Origin of the sequence: Paenibacillus lautus (assembly GCF_050482385.1) — a bacterium.
Classification (GTDB): domain Bacteria; phylum Bacillota; class Bacilli; order Paenibacillales; family Paenibacillaceae; genus Paenibacillus_AQ; species Paenibacillus_AQ lautus_B.
The window spans coordinates 368,025-384,558 of sequence record NZ_JBCNHV010000022.1; the positions used below are offsets into that span (position 1 = coordinate 368,025).

Here is a 16,534-nt window from a genome sequence, read left to right on the forward strand (position 1 = left end):
TATTGATGTAACTCAAGACATACCCCATCGTTTGCTGTCCCATATTATATCATGAAAACCATCATATTACTTGTTTCGCATCGATATGAGATTGATCTAGTTGCGGCATGGATAAAAATCCTTGTTTTGATTCACCCTACAGTGTAGGCATGACTGTCCGTCCTTAATTATGACAATCCAAAAGGAAGGAGAAGGACACATTGAGGATTTTTCAACCATTGAGCGCAAGCGGCATCATGATTCGCTGCACTGCTGCAGCTGTGGCTGCCTTGACAGCTGCCTGCTGCATGTGCGGGCCTGTGTCCGCATCCGCCTCAATTTCGGTCAGCGCCGCTGACGATACGGTAAAAACAATGGATGCTAGCGCCATTTTCGCAGATCGGAAGTCGTTATACGATGAGATTTCCACCGTTACCCAAATTCCTTGGTATCGCCTGGCTGCCATTGACCAATATGAGCGGACACTAACTAGAGTCCATCCCAAGGATCGCAAGCATCCGGACCGGACGCTCAGCATCTTCATCCCCTCCACAAGATGGGCCGGGGCGTTAAATCCCAATCAGGAGGATGTAAATCCGATGTCGATCAGCGTGTTTTCCGGCATTGGGTTGGATGGTGATGGGGATGGCAAGGCAGACCGGAATAATGATATCGACCTGCTATATACCGTTGCGGCAAGGCTCTCCCCCTACGGACATGCCGCTGATGATTTCAGCATCGGGCTCTGGTCATACTACCAGAACACGCGGGCTGTACAGCGTGTCATGCAATATGCCAAATTGTATGAAACCTATGAGAAGCTGGACTTGTTTGACCATGCATTTCCTCTCCCGGTCAACAGCAACTACTCCTACCGAAGCACATTCGGAATGGGACGCAATTGGGGAGGAAGAAGAGTTCATGAAGGAACGGACTTGTTTGCCAATTATGGAGTCCCTGTCCGGAGTACGTGTTACGGCGTTGTCGAAATTAAAGGCTGGAATAAATATGGCGGGTGGCGCATCGGCATCCGTGATCTGAACAATCATTATCACTATTACGCCCATCTGCAAGGCTTTGACAAAGGGATCTCGCTCGGGGATGTCGTTACACCGGGTCAAACCCTCGGCTGGGTTGGCAGCTCCGGTTATGGCAAGCCGGGAACCCAGGGCAAATTCCCTCCACACCTCCATTACGGCATCTACCGGGATACCGGATTGAACGAATGGGCATTCGATCCTTACCCGCTGCTGAAGCACTGGGAAATGGAAGAAAAACGCTCGAAAAAAACGCGCCCCTGAGGTCAACCCAAGGGCGCGTTTTCTCCGTAAGGCTACATAACTGGCCAACTGAATCATGGTGCAGGCTTCCATACGCTGGCGCCAAAATGGAATTAAACAGGGACTCTTAGCCTCCGGTGTTGTTTCCCCCCGTTTGTCCGGATAAGTCCGCTGCGCCAGGTGAAGGTTCAAGAGGGGGTGTTGTTCCGTCTGGAGGATGATCCGGCGTTGTTGCAGGCGGGATTTCCTGCTGTGTATTATGGCTGTTCTCATTCGTAACGGGAGGCGGTATCGCTATGCTCGGCGCACTTGCCTTGTTCTCACCGACGGCCTTTCCTTGCCCGTCATAATAATACATCGGCACATCGCCGACCACGAGCAGATAAGAGATGGGAATATCGGTTTCCACAATCTGCGGTTCCATGTCAAAAGGAACAACAACCGCTACTTCCGTTACAATGTGGACGAATACCTCCACCAGAATCATGTTGATGCCTGCACCCTGCTGCCTGGTGTCCAGTTGAACCTTCACCGCTCCCTGCGGCTCGATCTTTAATGGAATTTGCGGACCGAATGACGCGATGATTGGGCTTTTTAACACCTGACCAAGCGGAATATGCTCCTTCCGCTTATGGATATCGTCCAATGTGCTCTGAACAACCTCCGTTGTATGGGACGTGATTTTTAAATGCTCGGCATAATTCAGCATGAATCCCGTCACTTTGCCGGAGCTATCCGTTTTCCAATTGACCAGATTATCAAAATCCTTGCCCTGCGTCACCTGCGAGGTGATCGCTTTATTAATGGCTTCAGTGGCAATCTGTTTGACCCTGATTTGGGCTAAATGCATGATCGGCGGCCGCAGATTCTGTTCAATATACATAAAAAACTCAACGATCCCAAACACAAGGAGCAAAGCGCCGATGAGCCACCATTTTTTCACGCTGCGTCGTTTGGCAACCTGAGGACGCCCTCGGCTCTGCGGTACGGGCCGGAAACCTCTGCGCGGTGGTTTATAAGCTCTCCTTGGTTTGGGCCATGACAGGGACGGAAAGGATAAACGTCTGCTTCCCCATCTCTTTCGTCTCATGCTGGGTCCCCCCTATTTACTCCCAGAGGAGCATGTTTACCATGGCAAGCTATCCTTGTATAGAGGGTATGCGGACAAACGTCAAAAAAGAAGAGCAAGGTTGGCTTATCCTCACTCTTCTTCCTTATAGATACTCATTACGAAGAAAGACTGCATCAAGAATCTACTTATCGTTCTTTGGATGGTCTTCTTGATCTTCCACATAATATTTCAGCATCGACAGCTTATTCTCCCAGAAGCGGTCGAAATAAGCCAGCCAATCCTTTAACTCCTGAAGCGGCTCTACATCCAGCCGATAGCGGGTTTCGCGTCCAACCTTGCGGTCCTGCACAAGTCCCGCTTCCTCCAGAATTCGGAGATGCTTGGAGACAGCGGTCCGCGTCATGGAGAAGTGCCCTGTAATTTCTTTAACCGGCATTTCCTTATCACTTAACAAGCCAAGCAGCTTACGGCGTGTCGGATCTGCGATCGCTTGATAAACATCATGCTTCGGAGCAGCTTGCGACATAGATTAGGCCTCGACGTATCCCACAAGCTTCTGAACAATGCCTGCCCAGCCTTTGTCCATACGGCCCCGTACGATATCGTGAGCTTCCCCGAACTCGGTCACTTGATCCGCTGTCCATCCGCCGTGAATGAGCGTGAATTCCGTATGATCTCCCTGCTGAATCAGTTCGAACGTAACACTCCAATCCTTGCCCCAGTTAAAAGACAAACGGTTAGGCTCGTCAATAAGCGTGACCTTGCATGGAGAATTCCCCCATGGGCCTGCATTCAATTGAAACTCAAAGCCTTCCACTGGCTCAAAATTGTTAGGCATAAACCAGGCTGAAATCCCTTCAGCCGTTGCTACGGCTTCCCACACCTTCTCGATGGGCGCTTTCAGCACAAGCGTATGGCGAATATCCGGCAGCTTGCCGTTTGATGGGTTGTCCATATCACATTAACCTCGCTTATGTTTAAATTATGAAACCATTTGGTTTCCCTTATTGCATTATAGGACACCAAATGGTTTTACGTCAAATACCAATATTCACCTTATACCCATTCCGCGCACCCTAAGTCCAGCTTCCCTTAAAGCCAGGCAAACCAGACATCTTGCCAACATCTCATGACTTGAACTCACTAGGTCTGATCCGGGTAAGTCTTGTTCAAGAAGGCGATCGATTCCCGAATCAGCTGCATTAGGACCTCCATATCAATGTCCGCCACTTTATTAATATACACGCAGCCTTTTCCCGCCGTATGTTTACCGAAACTCGTCAACAGCTCCTCCCGCTGCTCATCGCCCGGCGCAAAATACAAACTGATCTTCGCTTTGCGCGGCGAAAAACCTACAAACGGCGCATCTCCTTCATGCCCGGTAGCGTAGCGGTAATGGTAGGAGCCAAAGCCGATGATGCTGGGTCCCCACATCTTAGCCGGAAAACCGCTCGTCTCCTCAAAGACCTCCAGCAAACGATAAGCATCCTCCCGTTTTTTTGACGAATCCACTTGCTCTATAAACTCCACCACGCTGTGATCGGTTTCTTTTGTTTTTTGCTCGTACATGGGGTTTTACTCCTTTCGAACACTCTGTTATTATTACCAGCCTTATCAAAAATAAGAAAAACGTCATCGACGTATTTGCATAGAAGACAGACCGCATTTAGCGGAAGTTTTTCTTGCGAGATAAGGAGGTTAAGCCTGTAAGCCCCTGAAGTTTATGCTTTCTTATCTCTTAAATAAAAAAAGCCGGATATGATTAGCAATTGCTTTCTAATCACTTCCAGCCTTGTCGAGCCGCTCCTGTCTTTATTGACCGGCGTACTCTCTTTGCCGTAAAGCCTCATACATCAATACTGAAGCAGCCATAGCGGCATTCAACGATTCGGCTTTTCCCGGCATGGGAATACGAATCGCATCGTCCACAAGTTCCGCAACCTCAGGTGAGACACCGCGCCCTTCGCTTCCGATCACGATCCAGCTTGTCCCTTGGAAATCATACTCGAAGCAGGAGCGATTCCCTTCCAGCATGGTTGTGACCAATCGAGCTCCCCGTTCCCTGGCTTCCGGCAAAATGCTCAGCAGATCACCCTCCAGCACCGGTAGATGAAACAGGGATCCCATGGTAGAGCGCAGCGTCTTGGGGTTATACAAATCCGCACAGCCGTGTCCCAGAACCACGCCTGCAGCCCCTACAGCATCTGCGCTTCGTATGATGGTTCCCACATTCCCCGGGTCCTGAAGACCGTCCAGAACAACAACCAAACCGTTCTCGCGCAGGATTAGATCCTGCCATTGACGTGCTTCTTTGCGAACCACGGCAAACACCTGCTGCGGTGACGGCGTATCACTGACCTTCGAGATGACGGCATGGGATACGCCAATCCATTCGGCGCCTTGTCCTGTATCCGATATATGACGGAGTTCTTGAGGAATGCCCTTCTCCACATCATAAGCAACACACTCGATGTCCGCTCCGGATGACAGTGCTTCCTGTACGAGATGAATGCCTTCGACCACATACTTGTTCTGCTTGTCTCGATGTTTTTTTTCCTGCAGCTGTGCCCAGCCCTTCACTTTGGCATTCTGCGGCGATAGTATCTCCATGGTAATCCATCCGTTCTTTACTTATATATAAAACCGAGTCCCGCTCAACCCAGCATACCTGCTAGCGGACAGCATTACTTCGGATAAGCAAGCTCCAGCTTCGTCAAGTCGTTCTTGTGCCCCACAATAATGAGAATATCGCCTTCCTCAATCCGGTCATCCGGACTTGGCGAAATGTTCATGTCCGCATCACGTCGAATCGCCATGACATTGCAGCCGAACCGTGCCCGAATATCCAGCTCTATCAGATTATGACCGACCAGATCGCCTGTAGCAAGCATCTCCATAATGCTGTAGTCGTCCGACAAATCGATGTAGTCCAAAATATTCGGTGACACCAGATGATGGGCAACCCGCAGCCCCATATCCCGCTCAGGGAAAATCACCTTATCTGCACCGATTTTGTTCAGCACTTTTCCGTGCAGCTCATTCTTCGCTTTCACGATAATGGCCGGAACGCCAAGATCCTTCAAGATCAGCGTAGTCAAAATGCTGGATTGAATATCCTCCCCGATCGCCACGACAACCACATCAAAATTCCGTATGCCCAGCGCCCGAAGCGCTTCTTCATCGGTTGAATCCGCCGATACGGCATGCGTGACCATACTCGCGATTTCCTGAATGCGCTGTTCGCTCGCGTCTACGGCTAATACATCAAATCCCATGCTGCTCAATTCCTTGGCAACACTCGTGCCAAAACGCCCCATACCGATTACTGCGTACTGCTTCTTAGCCATTTATATATCCCCCCACGAGCCTAGGTCATCCATCATCATAATGATAACAGTATATCATACTGTCCCAAATACTTGAATGTAACTGCCCTGGAACGGGTACATTACACAATGACCCTTTCATAACAAGGAGGAACATGTCCATGTCCATATTGTTAGATCTAAGGCAGGCCGTCATTCATAAAGTCCACAATCAGGACGAAGAAGAGCTGCGCTCCATGATCGAGGGTTCCGTTGACGGGCCTGAAGCTGCCCTGCCGGGACTTGGTGTAATGTTTGAAATGATGTGGAAAGACATGAATGCTTCCCAGCAGAACAGCCTTGTCTCTTCCCTGCATGATCATTTGAAAACCGTTACGCCTGGCAAACTTCAAGGATAATCCCATAGTCAACAAAAAAGAACAATCCCCTAAGCTGTGAAGCTTAAGGGATTGTTCTTTACATTGCATATTTATAACATCGCTTACGGAGCGGTCTCAAGAAACTGAGCGGTTGGATTCTTGTCGATAGCGGTTCTCATCGCATACTCATTTTCGAACAAGACAACATAGTTATCCTTCTTGTCTTTGACCAGTGTTGAGTTAATCCGGAACTTGGACGGATCAATATTGTCATCCACGATCCACCGAGCGAACTGATACGGCATCCGTTGAAGCTGGACATCGACGCCGTATTCTCCCTTCATCCGGTACTCGAAGACTTCGAACTGGAGCTGTCCCACAACCCCGAGAATGGTCTCATCGAAACTCACGGTACGGAATACCTGAATGGTCCCCTCTTCCGTCAGCTGATCAATCCCCTTCTGATACTGCTTATGCTTCAGTGCATTCTTCACCGTTACTTTGGCAAAGATTTCCGGTGAGAATGTTGGAAGCTCGTCGAATACAACTTCACGCCCTTGACTGAGCGAGTCCCCAATCCGGAAAATGCCCGGGTCAAACAGACCGATAATATCGCCAGGGTATGCCTCCTGCACAATATCTCGATCCTGCGCCAAAAACTGCTGCGGCTGCGCCAGCTTGATTTCCTTGCCTACCCGAACATGCTTCACGCTCATACCGCGTTCAAACTTGCCCGATACGATTCGCAGGAAAGCGATACGATCCCGGTGAGCCGGATTCATATTGGCTTGAATCTTAAAGACGTATCCGGAGAACTTCTCTTCGGTGGGTTCCACCAAACCGTCCTTACTATGGCGCGGCTCCGGCTTCGGCGCAAGCTGAAGAAAGTTCTCTAGGAAGGTCTGGACGCCGAAATTATTGATCGCACTGCCGAAGAATACAGGTGTTAACTGACCCTGCATAACTTTCTCCAGATCAAATTGGTCTCCGGCAACATCCAGCAGCTCGAGGTCTTGACATAACTGATCATGCAGGTAATCGCCTGCCATCTCGCGAATGATTGGATCCTCATAGCCCTCGACCTTCTGTACTTTAATCGTGGAATGGTCGTCGCCCTGGAACAATTCAACTTGATTCTTAACCCGGTCGTACACGCCGCACAGGTCACGCCCGGAGCCGATCGGCCAATTCATCGGTACAGAGCGGATGCCGAGAACCTGTTCAAGCTCCTCCATCAGATCAAACGGGCTGCGCCCTTCGCGGTCGAGTTTGTTGATAAAGGTAAAGATCGGAATGCCCCGCTTCGCACACACCTGGAATAATTTAATCGTTTGAGCCTCGACCCCTTTGGCTACGTCAATCAACATGACGGCGCTATCAGCAGCTGTCAGCGTACGATAGGTATCCTCACTGAAGTCTTGGTGACCCGGCGTATCCAATATATTAATTCGATGCCCTAAATAATCAAATTGCATAACAGACGAGGTAACCGAGATTCCCCGCTGCTTCTCGATCTCCATCCAGTCACTCGTTGCATGCTTGCTCGCTTTACGAGCTTTAACCGATCCAGCCAGACGAATGGCGCCCCCGAACAAGAGCAGCTTCTCGGTCAGTGTTGTTTTACCGGCGTCAGGGTGGGAAATAATCGCGAACGTACGGCGCTTATCCACTTCCTGCTGCAGTTCATCTATTAGCTTTGCCATTTCACTTATCCCTTCGTAACTAAAGTCATGTATATCATTGTACCACAATTCATACGCAAATCATCCCCATGCGCCGTGCGCATGAGGATGATTTTTAATACGTAAATTTTAGAAAATGATCTTAGTTTTTCAACCACACCACATTATCCTCGAGCTGCCCGTTAACCGGCCACCAGTGGAATCCGTCTTCCTTCAACAGCTCATCTGCCTTGGCAGGTCCCCACGAACCCGCAGGATACGATTCCAGCTCGCCCTGGTTCTCTCTCCACGCGCTGGCAATACGATCCACGAAGGACCATGCCGAAGCCACTTCGTCCCAGCGTGTAAAGTAAGTGGAATCCCCACGAGCAGCATCATGCAGTAGACGCTCATACGCTTCAGGAGAGTTAATGCCCACGATGCAGCTTTGGCAGAAATCCATCGCTACAGGAGCGATCTCGGATTCAGATCCTGGCTTTTTCGCATTTATCTTCACGTAAATGCCTTCCATCGGATTCACGCGGATGACAAGCAGGTTAGGCTCCAGGGAATGCTTTTGGCCCAAGTATACGTTGGTTGGCATCCGTTTGAACTCGACAACCACCTCGGTTGTCTTAACCGGCAGACGTTTGCCCGTGCGGATATAGAACGGTACGCCCGCCCAGCGGAAGTTGTCCACGAATACTCTGGCCGCAAAATAGGTTTCCGTATTGGATTCCGGATTAACCTTGTCCTCTTCACGGTAAGCCGGCAGATCTTTACCGCCCGCTGAACCGCTTGTATACTGACCACGAACTACGTTGTTCTTCACTTCTTCATGTGTGGCATACGGACGCAAGGAACGAAGCACTTTTACCTTCTCGTCGCGAATATCCTCTGCGAGCAGACGGCTAGGCGGTTCCATCGCAATCATGGTTAGCAGCTGCAGCATATGGTTTTGACCCATATCCCTTAGTGCACCGGCATGATCATAGTATCCGCCGCGCTCCTCGACACCAACCGTCTCACCAAGCGTGATTTGGATATTGGCGATATGCTTGTTGTTCCACAGCGGCTCAAAGAAAGCATTCGCAAAACGCATAACTTCGATGTTCTGTACCATTTCTTTGCCAAGATAATGGTCAATCCGGTAGACCTCTTCTTCCTTGAATACTTTACGGATTTCTTCGTTCAGCTTGGCAGCCGATTCCAAATCGTAGCCGAATGGCTTCTCGATCACAAGACGGTTCCAGCCTTCTCCGTCGAGCATACCGCCCTTCATCAGGTTAAACGATACGCTGCCGAACAATTCCGGTGCAAGTGCCAGATAAAACAAGCGATTACCCGGTATATTAAATTTCGTTTCCAATTGCTCCGTTTGTTCACGAAGCTCACGGAAACCGTCAATATTGTTAATATCTAAAGATTTATATTCAAAATGCTGTGCAAATGCATTCCATTCACTATCCTGTTCCGAACTGTATCGGCAGAATTCCTGAATCGAACGATACACGTCCTCACGAAACTCTTCCTGTGTACGCGGACGCCGCGCCACGCCGATTACCGCAAAATCCTCATCCAGTTTTCCTTCACGATAAAGACTGTAGATCGCCGGAAACAACTTACGTCTTGCCAAATCACCAGTCGCCCCAAAGATGAAAAATACAGCTCCCGGTGTCTTCATTGTATCTAGATTTTGATTTTCAGCCATGGCTCCTCATTCTTTCTATGAATTATAGTGTATTTTTATGCATCGTCACATAACTCGATGTGATGACATTTTAGCATATTCATTTCAAGTATGCTATCTCATTCCGCATTTTTTCATCGGACTTTCAGAAATCATTTTCAGTATTCTATTGTAATGACGGGAAATCCGATCGTTATTCTACTACTTTTCTTCATCGAATCTTCATGCACTGCGATCTGCATATGAATCGACGTATCGCCACTCATCACAAAAGCACCCAGTGAAGGAACCTCATAAGAACGGCTTTGTGTTTTGTCATCTGCATAATCCTCAACAGAGCGAAGCGGGAGTTTTTGGGCTACAGCCTCTTCTACCTGAGCCATCGTCGCATCAACGCTTGCGGTCTCCGTTGCATACCCTTGAATGGAGGCATTCCATGTGTTCGGTACGCCTGCTTGCTTCATCATTTCTTGAATCTGCTGCTGTAGGGCCATCATTTCCCGGGTCTGCCCAGCCGCTTCTCCAACAAGCATGGCTCTGATATAACTATGTTCCTCCTTTGTGAGGGCCCAATCCAGTTGCACGGATACACCTGAGAGCACGCCTTCTGCTTGGAACACTTCATTTCCTTGAAGTTGGGACGTCGTAATTCCGGAGAGCCCCATTGTACGAGCCAACTGCTCAGCTGCTTTCTTAGCTTGATCCTTAGGAATAGAATTTATCATTTCACCTTGAATTTTTACCGTGAGCTTTGCTGAAGGCTCCATATGCTCTTGCCCGAGCACTGTCAGAAGCGTTAGATCGCTTTCTTCTGCAGCTAGCCGGACTCCAGTTGTTCCATCGATATCTTTTTCTCCTGTTCCACCTGAAACTGAAGTTGACGCTTCTCTCGCATGCGGAGCTGATTCATTTCGATTGCTTTCCGTTATTCCCGCAAACCCCGCCATCATACCAGCTGCCCCGCACAGCAACAACATCATCACAATGATCTGTAAACGCATCTTCCGCATGGTCAGTCACGCCTCCCCGTTCGAATCTATCAATCTAGTAAAAAGGATGGCCTCATCATCGCGGATTTATACCTCGCCTTTTAAAAAGATCCTTCAAACAGGCTGTATGTAAATCTTCCGGCTTCCCCGTTCATAAATAAAAGACTCCCGATCCGGGAGTCTTTAAGCCTGCCTCTCCTTGTTTACATGGATATGTTCATACCGCACGCATCGAATCATGGATCGGTTTATGCTACTCTCAATTTTTTGGATCTGTTTATATCACGATCATCTCATCGCATAAAAAAAGAGCCGGCACTCTTTACTCAGCCAGCCCATTTTTATAAGCGTAGATGGCAGCTTGGGTCCGATCCTCTACCCCCAGCTTGCCTAAAATATTGGTCACATGAAACTTCACGGTTTTGATGCCTATAATCAAATCATCAGCAATATCCTGATTCGACTTGCCCTGCGCCACCAGTCGCAGCACTTCCATTTCCCGGTCCGTAAGATCGTTATGCGCCGGAGCTTCATTTTGCGGATGACGGAAACGGTTCATCATCTTCGAGGCTACCTGAGACTCCAGCACCGATTGCCCGCGTGCGGCTGCACGTATAGCATCAGCTACTTCAGAAGCACGGGATGTCTTCAATAAATAACTGAACGCACCTGCTTCAATAACCGGATACATCTTCTCATCGTCCAGATAGCTGGTCAGTACAATGACCTTAAGATTCGGAAACTGATTCATCAATTGGCGCGTCGTCTCGATTCCATCCATTCCGTCCATCACCAAGTCCATCAGCACCACATCAGGATGATATTCCTGCGCTAAGCGTATCCCTTCCTCGCCGCTGCCCGCTTCACCAACCACCTCGATGCCGTCCTCTGTACCAAGCACAGCCGCTAAACCGATCCGGACCATCTCATGATCATCCACCAGCAGCACCTTAATCGGCGTTTCCATCTACATCCCCCCGTTTACGTTCATCATTTATGAGTGGCACAACGATCTCAATTCGAGTCCCTTTACCCGGTGCTGTTATGAATTGTACCGAGCCCCCGATCTCCGTCACCCGTTCCTGCATCGTCGATAGACCGTAGGAAGTCTGTTTCTTATCATCCAATTCAAATCCGATCCCATCGTCCCGCAGCATTACCCGAACAGTATTCTGCCTGCGGTGAATTCGGATGTCCATTTTCTCCGCTTTCGAGTGTCTGAGGGTGTTCGACATGGCCTCCTGGATAATACGGAACAGATGATTTTCGATCCCTTTAAGCAAATGTATGTCATCGTCCATCTCAAACGTAATTTCCATAGGTACTTTAATCCGCAATTCCTTGATCAGATCCTTCAGCCCTTGCTCCAGTGCTTTCCCTTCAAGATAAACCGGCCGCAGATGAAGAAGAAGCGCCCTCATCTCGGACTGGGCCACAGCCGACATTTCCTCGATCAGAGCCACCTGGCGCTGCGCTTTGTCAAAATCCTTATCCAATGTCCTGCCCACAGCGGTTGCCGTCATCGAGATGGCAAACAGCTGCTGAGAAACCGCATCATGAAGCTCGCGCGCCAGACGCTGCCTCTCTTCTACAATTGCTGTTACCCTGGCCTGCTCGGCAAGCTGGGCATTGTTCGTTGATAACCGCTGCAGAGAAGACACTTGATCCTCCCAGCGTTTGCTGATCTTCACCAGCTGTTCTCCAAGCCGTCCCACTTCGTCTTCGCCGATGTCCGGCATCACGTCCGTAAGGCTGCCTTTTTCCCAGTTCACCAGTGTTTCCCTTACAAGATCAACTCGTCGTTTTACCCGGTATCCCTGGAAGAAGCCATAGATCGCACCCAGCCCGATCGGAAGCAATACCAGAGTGATGCCAGCTTCGATCCGGTTCTTCCACGTCTCAAACGGCCTGAGATAACCATATGTATATAATAAATATAGGACAACGAGCATGACAACCAATCCCAGAAGGGTCCCCTCACGCATACTTCGGGTAATCATATTTGCTTTCTTTTCCGTTTCCACGGGGCAACCCTCCTGAATGGTTTACACAAGACATACGTTTATTATGTCATTTTTATATTCAAATCTCCGCCTAAATAAGAAACAATAAATTTCACTTTATATTCACTGGTCTCGTAATTTGGTGATAAATACCGCACGCGATTTAATATGCCGGTTTCCTTCCGGTCGTCCATATGGATCGAGCCAAACAGGATCGAGGCTTCGATCTCCACCCCATAATAGTCCGGGATCATCAGATCAATATCCCCCAGCATTCCATGGAACATAAGGACCGTTTGACGTTCCTCCGGAAGCGCCAGGGACAGATCCACATCCGCTTCTCCAAGTACATGCCACACACTCAGACTGCGCATCACCCATGGGGCACGGTCCCAATCAAAGTTGGACATAAAGTTCTGCTTCTGAACGTACTTTGTCGTCGTATGGGCTCGCTTGGACTTGCCATAAAAGATACCTAGCGATATCAAGCTGATGCCGATTATCAACATGAGATGCTCCAGCAGCAGCAGTACGGCACCTACTCCGAGCAGAATGTATCCCTTCTTCACATGACCTTGTCTGATTTGAAGGACACCTGCGAACATGAGTAACAGGGCGACAATGGTGAAGAAACCAAACCATCGGCCGAAAAGCATAATAAAACCCAAGCTGATTAAACCAACTGCTATCCAGCGGTTTCTGTCCATGTCGCACCTCCTTGATGACCAAGATATAAGCTCGGAAAAGCCATAGCAGTGTGAGACGTTCCCCACTGTATGGCTTTGCCTGTACTATACGACAATCTCATTCGTATAGCATATCATATGAACATGGTGTTCGAATACGGTTTAATCTTATTTTGCTGACTTGTTAAGGAATTACTCGGACTTCGAAGAATTCCCCATTTTGTTTTTCAACGCTTGCAGCTGCTCATCGACTTTCAATTGCTTCTCAGCATCCACTGGGCTTGTGTATACTGCATTGTTAGGACGGTATGGGGCGCGAAGCACATCAGCTTCTGCTTCCATTTGCATGATTTTTTCCTCCATGCGGTGGAAGCCCATCGAAGCACTGCCGCTTTCGATCGTGTGCAGGCTGCTCACTTGAGACATTTGCTTCTTCGCTTTAGCCATTTGAGCGCGAGCTACAAGCTCATTGCGCTTGTTGCGCATTTTGTAGAACTCGTCTTTCATTTCATGCAGCTGAGCTACAAGTTCTTTCGCTTGAGCCTCGGATTGCAGGTGCAATTCCACGTACTCGGATTCTTTTTGATCGAAATAGATTTTTTCTTCAAGCAGCTTGCGAGCCACTTCTTCTTGACCATTTTTCAGAGCCAATTCAGCTTGAGCTTCACGTTGTGCCGCCATCTTCACAGCCTCATCGACGCGCTGCTTCATACGACGCTCGTTAGCCATTTGCTTCGCAACCGTTACCTCTGCTTCGTGAATTTCTGCCTCCATGTCGCGCAGGTACTGGTTCAACATTACGATCGGATCCTCTACTTTATCCAGCAGTTCATTCACCGATGCCTTCGTCATATCTTTAAGTCTTTTAAATACTCCCATGTTATTTATCTCCCTTCTCATAGTTCGAAAGTTTTTTCTTCAATTCTTCGATTTCTTTTTGCATTGCTTTTCTCTCAATATCCTTCATCATCGCATCCAGGTCAGAATCCGCAGACGCGTTGTTTCTTGTGCCATTGGGACGGTCATATTTGGGACCAAAACTTCCATGCTCATTAGGATAGCCTTGACGTCCATAAGCATCGTTATAGCTGTTGTAGCCTGGTCCCGGGCCCGGATGATCGTTGTAACGGTATCCGCCACCATGTCTTCCCTGTGGACCATACGGGTCGTGATAATACGGCTCCTTAGGTACGACAAGGGATGCAATCAGATAGATCAACAGCGTTGTACCGCCTGTGAAAAAGATACTGACTACAAATATGATTCTAAGTAGGGTAGATTCGACTCCGAAATGATCGGATATACCGCCGATCAACCCTGTGAACATCTTGTCTCGGGTGGAACGGTACAATCTAGTCATGGTTACTCCTTTCCGCTGTTATTCAGCTTTTGCTTCAGGCGGGCAAGTTCTTTCTCCAATACAGTGGAGACTGTTTCACCAGCCTGATCCATGTATTCCTGCCCCATGCGGCGTAAATCGCGAAGACTTCTGGCTTCCAGTTCCCAGTCGCTGATACGGTCTTCGAGACGATTGAACATCTTCGGTACATCAGGACCGCCGCCATAGGAGCCTGTACGTTCATTCATTTTTTGCTGAAGACGAAGGGTTTCCACTCGGGCAACATAATACTGACGTTTGCTGTATACCGTCTGATATTCCATCCGCAGCTCGCCGAGCTGCTCCTCGATTTCTTTTAACGACTCCAGGCTTGAGGACAATAGGCCTTGATACTGCTCAATCTTTTCCTCATAGATCAGCTTCTCCTGCAATGCCAGCTTGGCAAGATGTTCTTCGCCGGCCTTCAGTGCAAGCAGTGCCTGCTCTTCGCGTTTATATCGCATGGTTTCTGCTTGATCCACCTGCTGCTTCAGCTGTCTGGAATGTACTTGACATTGCTGCTGCAGCTTCTCAGCCTCAGCAATGTCCTGTCTGGTTGAATGTAGGAACTGGTCGATCAATCGAACCGGATCCTGGCTCTGCTCGAGTTTTTCATTCAATGTTGCTACGGTTATGTCTCTTATCCGCCGGAAAACACTCATATTCGCTTAGCCCTCCTCATCTATCATGATCTGTTGTTTTTGCATGTTATTTAATGTAGTGGTTTTTATCAATAACGGGGTCTACCATTCTTCAATCGGGACACCCCGTAGATGATCAAGATGATTCCAAGGATCGGACCGATCAGCCAAGACAGTTTACCCATCAACCAGATCACACCGATACCGAGAATAACCCATCCCATCAAGGTGTTACCTCTCCGGATCCCGTAGTATCCCAAAGCGACCATCAGGATTGGAATTACAAGACTGAACAACCATCCAAGCAGAGGACCAAATACTCCCAGGAGAACCAAGATCCCTACACCAATCAACAGGACACTCATTCCATTTCCTTTTGAATTTCTCATTTATACACCGCCTTTCTGTTGTTTGATCGTTGTTTCATTTGTTCAACCTTATGACTCTATTCTAGGTAATTTCGAGTTTCACTAAAACGGCCTGGGGACGGTTTTTGCACCTAGACCTAAGGCGGGGCCTCCTATAGACCTGCGTCCAACCCTACACTGGATCAATTATTCAATGGGCTGACCTATGTAGATGAATCCTCTGGTATCCTTGCTTTTGTTTTACCTAATAAAGAGATGTGGTTCCTCATGTTAGTTTAGTTTAAAGACTGTAGCTTCAGCTCTAAGGCGATAGTGGTAAAGCCTGGGGGAACGGTAGTTTGAGGTAGCGGTAGGATGAAGCAGGGAGTCGGATAGAAAATCACGAAGAAGGACTCCATCATGGGAAATAGGATTGATCTAAGGAGGTTACATCCAAGAAGTTTGCATAGGATTAAGGTGCATTGCTTGCGAGTTATAAAAATGAGGGGACATAACACTTAGGTTCATCACGATTAGCCTTTTATCATGAAGAGTAACGGATCAGATTAGCTGCTACCGAGAAACGAAGCTATCGATGTAGATGCAACGAAAAAAGGAATGCAGACGTTTATAGTCTACATTCCTTTTGGATGATGCCGGTGAAGGGACTCGAACCCCCACGGTTTCCCTCACGATTTTGAGTCGCGCGCGTCTGCCAATTCCGCCACACCGGCTTACTTTATGGCGTGCCCTAAGAGATTCGAACTCCTGACCTTTTGATTCGTAGTCAAACGCTCTATCCAGCTGAGCTAAGGGCACATAAATTTGTTATGGAGGCGCCACCCAGATTCGAACTGGGGATAAAGCTTTTGCAGAGCTGTGCCTTACCACTTGGCTATGGCGCCAGAAATAAAAATGGAGCGGACGACGGGAATCGAACCCGCGACCCTCGCCTTGGCAAGGCGATGCTCTACCGCTGAGCCACGTCCGCAAACATAAAAATCAATGGCTGGGGATATAGGATTCGAACCTATGCATGACGGAGTCAAAGTCCGTTGCCTTACCGCTTGGCTAATCCCCAACATTTTTTAAAAAAACTATGGGGCGACCGATGGGTCTCGAA

General features: G+C 48.6%; 18 protein-coding genes and 5 tRNA genes. 2 read left to right on the plus strand and 21 right to left on the minus strand.

What is annotated here, in order from left to right:
- Positions 1 to 236: 236 nt before the first annotated feature.
- Entirely contained in the window at positions 237 to 1,280 is a 1,044-nt protein-coding gene (locus ABEW73_RS27115; protein WP_430163745.1) for a M23 family metallopeptidase, read from the plus strand.
- A gap of 106 nt (positions 1,281 to 1,386) precedes the next feature.
- Here ABEW73_RS27115 and yunB read toward each other — a convergent pair whose 3' ends face one another.
- From yunB to ABEW73_RS27145, 6 genes are all read right to left on the minus strand, one after another.
- On the minus strand, positions 1,387 to 2,349 hold the full coding sequence (gene yunB / locus ABEW73_RS27120; RefSeq protein ID WP_430163689.1) for a sporulation protein YunB: 963 nt from the start codon (positions 2,347 to 2,349) through the stop codon (positions 1,387 to 1,389).
- A 163-nt stretch (positions 2,350 to 2,512) separates the two neighbouring features.
- Positions 2,513 to 2,857: an ArsR/SmtB family transcription factor gene (locus ABEW73_RS27125; RefSeq protein WP_213643225.1), complete on the minus strand. Its 345-nt coding sequence runs from the start codon at positions 2,855 to 2,857 to the stop codon at positions 2,513 to 2,515.
- Positions 2,858 to 2,860: 3 nt separating this feature from the next.
- Entirely contained in the window at positions 2,861 to 3,286 is a 426-nt protein-coding gene (locus tag ABEW73_RS27130) for an SRPBCC family protein (protein WP_430163692.1), read from the minus strand.
- A 188-nt stretch (positions 3,287 to 3,474) separates the two neighbouring features.
- Positions 3,475 to 3,900: a DUF1801 domain-containing protein gene (locus ABEW73_RS27135; RefSeq protein ID WP_430163695.1), complete on the minus strand. Its 426-nt coding sequence runs from the start codon at positions 3,898 to 3,900 to the stop codon at positions 3,475 to 3,477.
- 243 nt (positions 3,901 to 4,143) lie between these two features.
- A complete protein-coding gene (locus ABEW73_RS27140; RefSeq protein ID WP_430163698.1) occupies positions 4,144 to 4,941 on the minus strand; it encodes a TrmH family RNA methyltransferase in 798 nt (265 codons plus the stop codon).
- Positions 4,942 to 5,015: 74 nt separating this feature from the next.
- A complete protein-coding gene (locus ABEW73_RS27145) occupies positions 5,016 to 5,678 on the minus strand; it encodes a potassium channel family protein (protein ID WP_430163701.1) in 663 nt (220 codons plus the stop codon).
- 140 nt (positions 5,679 to 5,818) lie between these two features.
- Between ABEW73_RS27145 and sspI the strand changes: the two genes are divergently transcribed.
- Positions 5,819 to 6,055 (plus strand): small acid-soluble spore protein SspI, encoded by a 237-nt coding sequence (gene sspI, locus ABEW73_RS27150; protein WP_076324880.1) that lies wholly within the window; start codon positions 5,819 to 5,821, stop codon positions 6,053 to 6,055.
- Positions 6,056 to 6,138: 83 nt separating this feature from the next.
- On the opposite strand, the gene ABEW73_RS27155 is transcribed toward sspI, so the two are convergent.
- From ABEW73_RS27155 to ABEW73_RS27225, 15 genes are all read right to left on the minus strand, one after another.
- Positions 6,139 to 7,719: a peptide chain release factor 3 gene (locus ABEW73_RS27155; RefSeq protein ID WP_430163704.1), complete on the minus strand. Its 1,581-nt coding sequence runs from the start codon at positions 7,717 to 7,719 to the stop codon at positions 6,139 to 6,141.
- Positions 7,720 to 7,840: 121 nt separating this feature from the next.
- Positions 7,841 to 9,388 (minus strand): glucose-6-phosphate dehydrogenase, encoded by a 1,548-nt coding sequence (gene zwf / locus ABEW73_RS27160; protein WP_379407337.1) that lies wholly within the window; start codon positions 9,386 to 9,388, stop codon positions 7,841 to 7,843.
- A gap of 137 nt (positions 9,389 to 9,525) precedes the next feature.
- Positions 9,526 to 10,377 carry a YwmB family TATA-box binding protein gene (locus ABEW73_RS27165; protein ID WP_430163706.1) on the minus strand — a complete coding sequence of 284 codons (852 nt, stop codon included), beginning with the start codon at positions 10,375 to 10,377 and terminating at the stop codon, positions 9,526 to 9,528.
- Positions 10,378 to 10,678: 301 nt separating this feature from the next.
- Complete coding sequence (locus ABEW73_RS27170) at positions 10,679 to 11,323, minus strand: response regulator (protein ID WP_006212655.1); 645 nt, start codon at positions 11,321 to 11,323, stop codon at positions 10,679 to 10,681.
- Positions 11,307 to 12,380 carry a histidine kinase gene (locus ABEW73_RS27175; protein WP_430163709.1) on the minus strand — a complete coding sequence of 358 codons (1,074 nt, stop codon included), beginning with the start codon at positions 12,378 to 12,380 and terminating at the stop codon, positions 11,307 to 11,309. Before ABEW73_RS27175 ends, ABEW73_RS27170 begins: the two co-directional genes overlap by 17 nt.
- Positions 12,381 to 12,421: 41 nt before the next feature.
- Positions 12,422 to 13,066 (minus strand): cell wall-active antibiotics response protein LiaF, encoded by a 645-nt coding sequence (gene liaF / locus ABEW73_RS27180; protein ID WP_430163712.1) that lies wholly within the window; start codon positions 13,064 to 13,066, stop codon positions 12,422 to 12,424.
- Between the two features lie 171 nt (positions 13,067 to 13,237).
- Complete coding sequence (locus ABEW73_RS27185; protein ID WP_430163714.1) at positions 13,238 to 13,924, minus strand: PspA/IM30 family protein; 687 nt, start codon at positions 13,922 to 13,924, stop codon at positions 13,238 to 13,240.
- Position 13,925: 1 nt separating this feature from the next.
- Entirely contained in the window at positions 13,926 to 14,405 is a 480-nt protein-coding gene (locus tag ABEW73_RS27190) for a PspC domain-containing protein (RefSeq protein WP_076324887.1), read from the minus strand.
- 2 nt (positions 14,406 to 14,407) lie between these two features.
- Complete coding sequence (locus ABEW73_RS27195; protein WP_076324888.1) at positions 14,408 to 15,085, minus strand: PspA/IM30 family protein; 678 nt, start codon at positions 15,083 to 15,085, stop codon at positions 14,408 to 14,410.
- A 68-nt stretch (positions 15,086 to 15,153) separates the two neighbouring features.
- Complete coding sequence (locus ABEW73_RS27200; RefSeq protein WP_430163717.1) at positions 15,154 to 15,453, minus strand: hypothetical protein; 300 nt, start codon at positions 15,451 to 15,453, stop codon at positions 15,154 to 15,156.
- A 612-nt stretch (positions 15,454 to 16,065) separates the two neighbouring features.
- Positions 16,066 to 16,145, minus strand: a tRNA-Leu gene (locus ABEW73_RS27205).
- A gap of 8 nt (positions 16,146 to 16,153) precedes the next feature.
- A tRNA-Arg gene (locus ABEW73_RS27210) sits at positions 16,154 to 16,230 on the minus strand.
- A 12-nt stretch (positions 16,231 to 16,242) separates the two neighbouring features.
- Positions 16,243 to 16,316: transfer RNA gene (locus ABEW73_RS27215), tRNA-Cys, on the minus strand.
- A gap of 11 nt (positions 16,317 to 16,327) precedes the next feature.
- A tRNA-Gly gene (locus ABEW73_RS27220) sits at positions 16,328 to 16,402 on the minus strand.
- 15 nt (positions 16,403 to 16,417) lie between these two features.
- Positions 16,418 to 16,492 (minus strand) — tRNA-Gln (locus tag ABEW73_RS27225).
- Between the last annotated feature and the right edge of the window lie 42 nt (positions 16,493 to 16,534).

Coding starts and splice junctions, on each gene's coding strand:
- liaF (WP_430163712.1), bottom strand. CDS start 13,066: ATGGACAGAAACCGCTGGATAGCAGTTGGTTTAATCAGCTTGGGTTTT.
- ABEW73_RS27155 (WP_430163704.1), bottom strand. CDS start 7,719: ATGGCAAAGCTAATAGATGAACTGCAGCAGGAAGTGGATAAGCGCCGT.
- ABEW73_RS27135 (WP_430163695.1), bottom strand. CDS start 3,900: ATGTACGAGCAAAAAACAAAAGAAACCGATCACAGCGTGGTGGAGTTT.
- ABEW73_RS27115 (WP_430163745.1), top strand. CDS start 237: ATGATTCGCTGCACTGCTGCAGCTGTGGCTGCCTTGACAGCTGCCTGC.
- ABEW73_RS27130 (WP_430163692.1), bottom strand. CDS start 3,286: ATGGACAACCCATCAAACGGCAAGCTGCCGGATATTCGCCATACGCTT.
- ABEW73_RS27185 (WP_430163714.1), bottom strand. CDS start 13,924: ATGGGAGTATTTAAAAGACTTAAAGATATGACGAAGGCATCGGTGAAT.
- sspI (WP_076324880.1), top strand. CDS start 5,819: ATGTCCATATTGTTAGATCTAAGGCAGGCCGTCATTCATAAAGTCCAC.
- ABEW73_RS27125 (WP_213643225.1), bottom strand. CDS start 2,857: ATGTCGCAAGCTGCTCCGAAGCATGATGTTTATCAAGCGATCGCAGAT.
- ABEW73_RS27195 (WP_076324888.1), bottom strand. CDS start 15,085: ATGAGTGTTTTCCGGCGGATAAGAGACATAACCGTAGCAACATTGAAT.
- ABEW73_RS27145 (WP_430163701.1), bottom strand. CDS start 5,678: ATGGCTAAGAAGCAGTACGCAGTAATCGGTATGGGGCGTTTTGGCACG.
- ABEW73_RS27190 (WP_076324887.1), bottom strand. CDS start 14,405: ATGACTAGATTGTACCGTTCCACCCGAGACAAGATGTTCACAGGGTTG.
- zwf (WP_379407337.1), bottom strand. CDS start 9,388: ATGGCTGAAAATCAAAATCTAGATACAATGAAGACACCGGGAGCTGTA.
- yunB (WP_430163689.1), bottom strand. CDS start 2,349: ATGAGACGAAAGAGATGGGGAAGCAGACGTTTATCCTTTCCGTCCCTG.
- ABEW73_RS27165 (WP_430163706.1), bottom strand. CDS start 10,377: ATGCGGAAGATGCGTTTACAGATCATTGTGATGATGTTGTTGCTGTGC.
- ABEW73_RS27170 (WP_006212655.1), bottom strand. CDS start 11,323: ATGGAAACGCCGATTAAGGTGCTGCTGGTGGATGATCATGAGATGGTC.
- ABEW73_RS27140 (WP_430163698.1), bottom strand. CDS start 4,941: ATGGAGATACTATCGCCGCAGAATGCCAAAGTGAAGGGCTGGGCACAG.
- ABEW73_RS27200 (WP_430163717.1), bottom strand. CDS start 15,453: ATGAGAAATTCAAAAGGAAATGGAATGAGTGTCCTGTTGATTGGTGTA.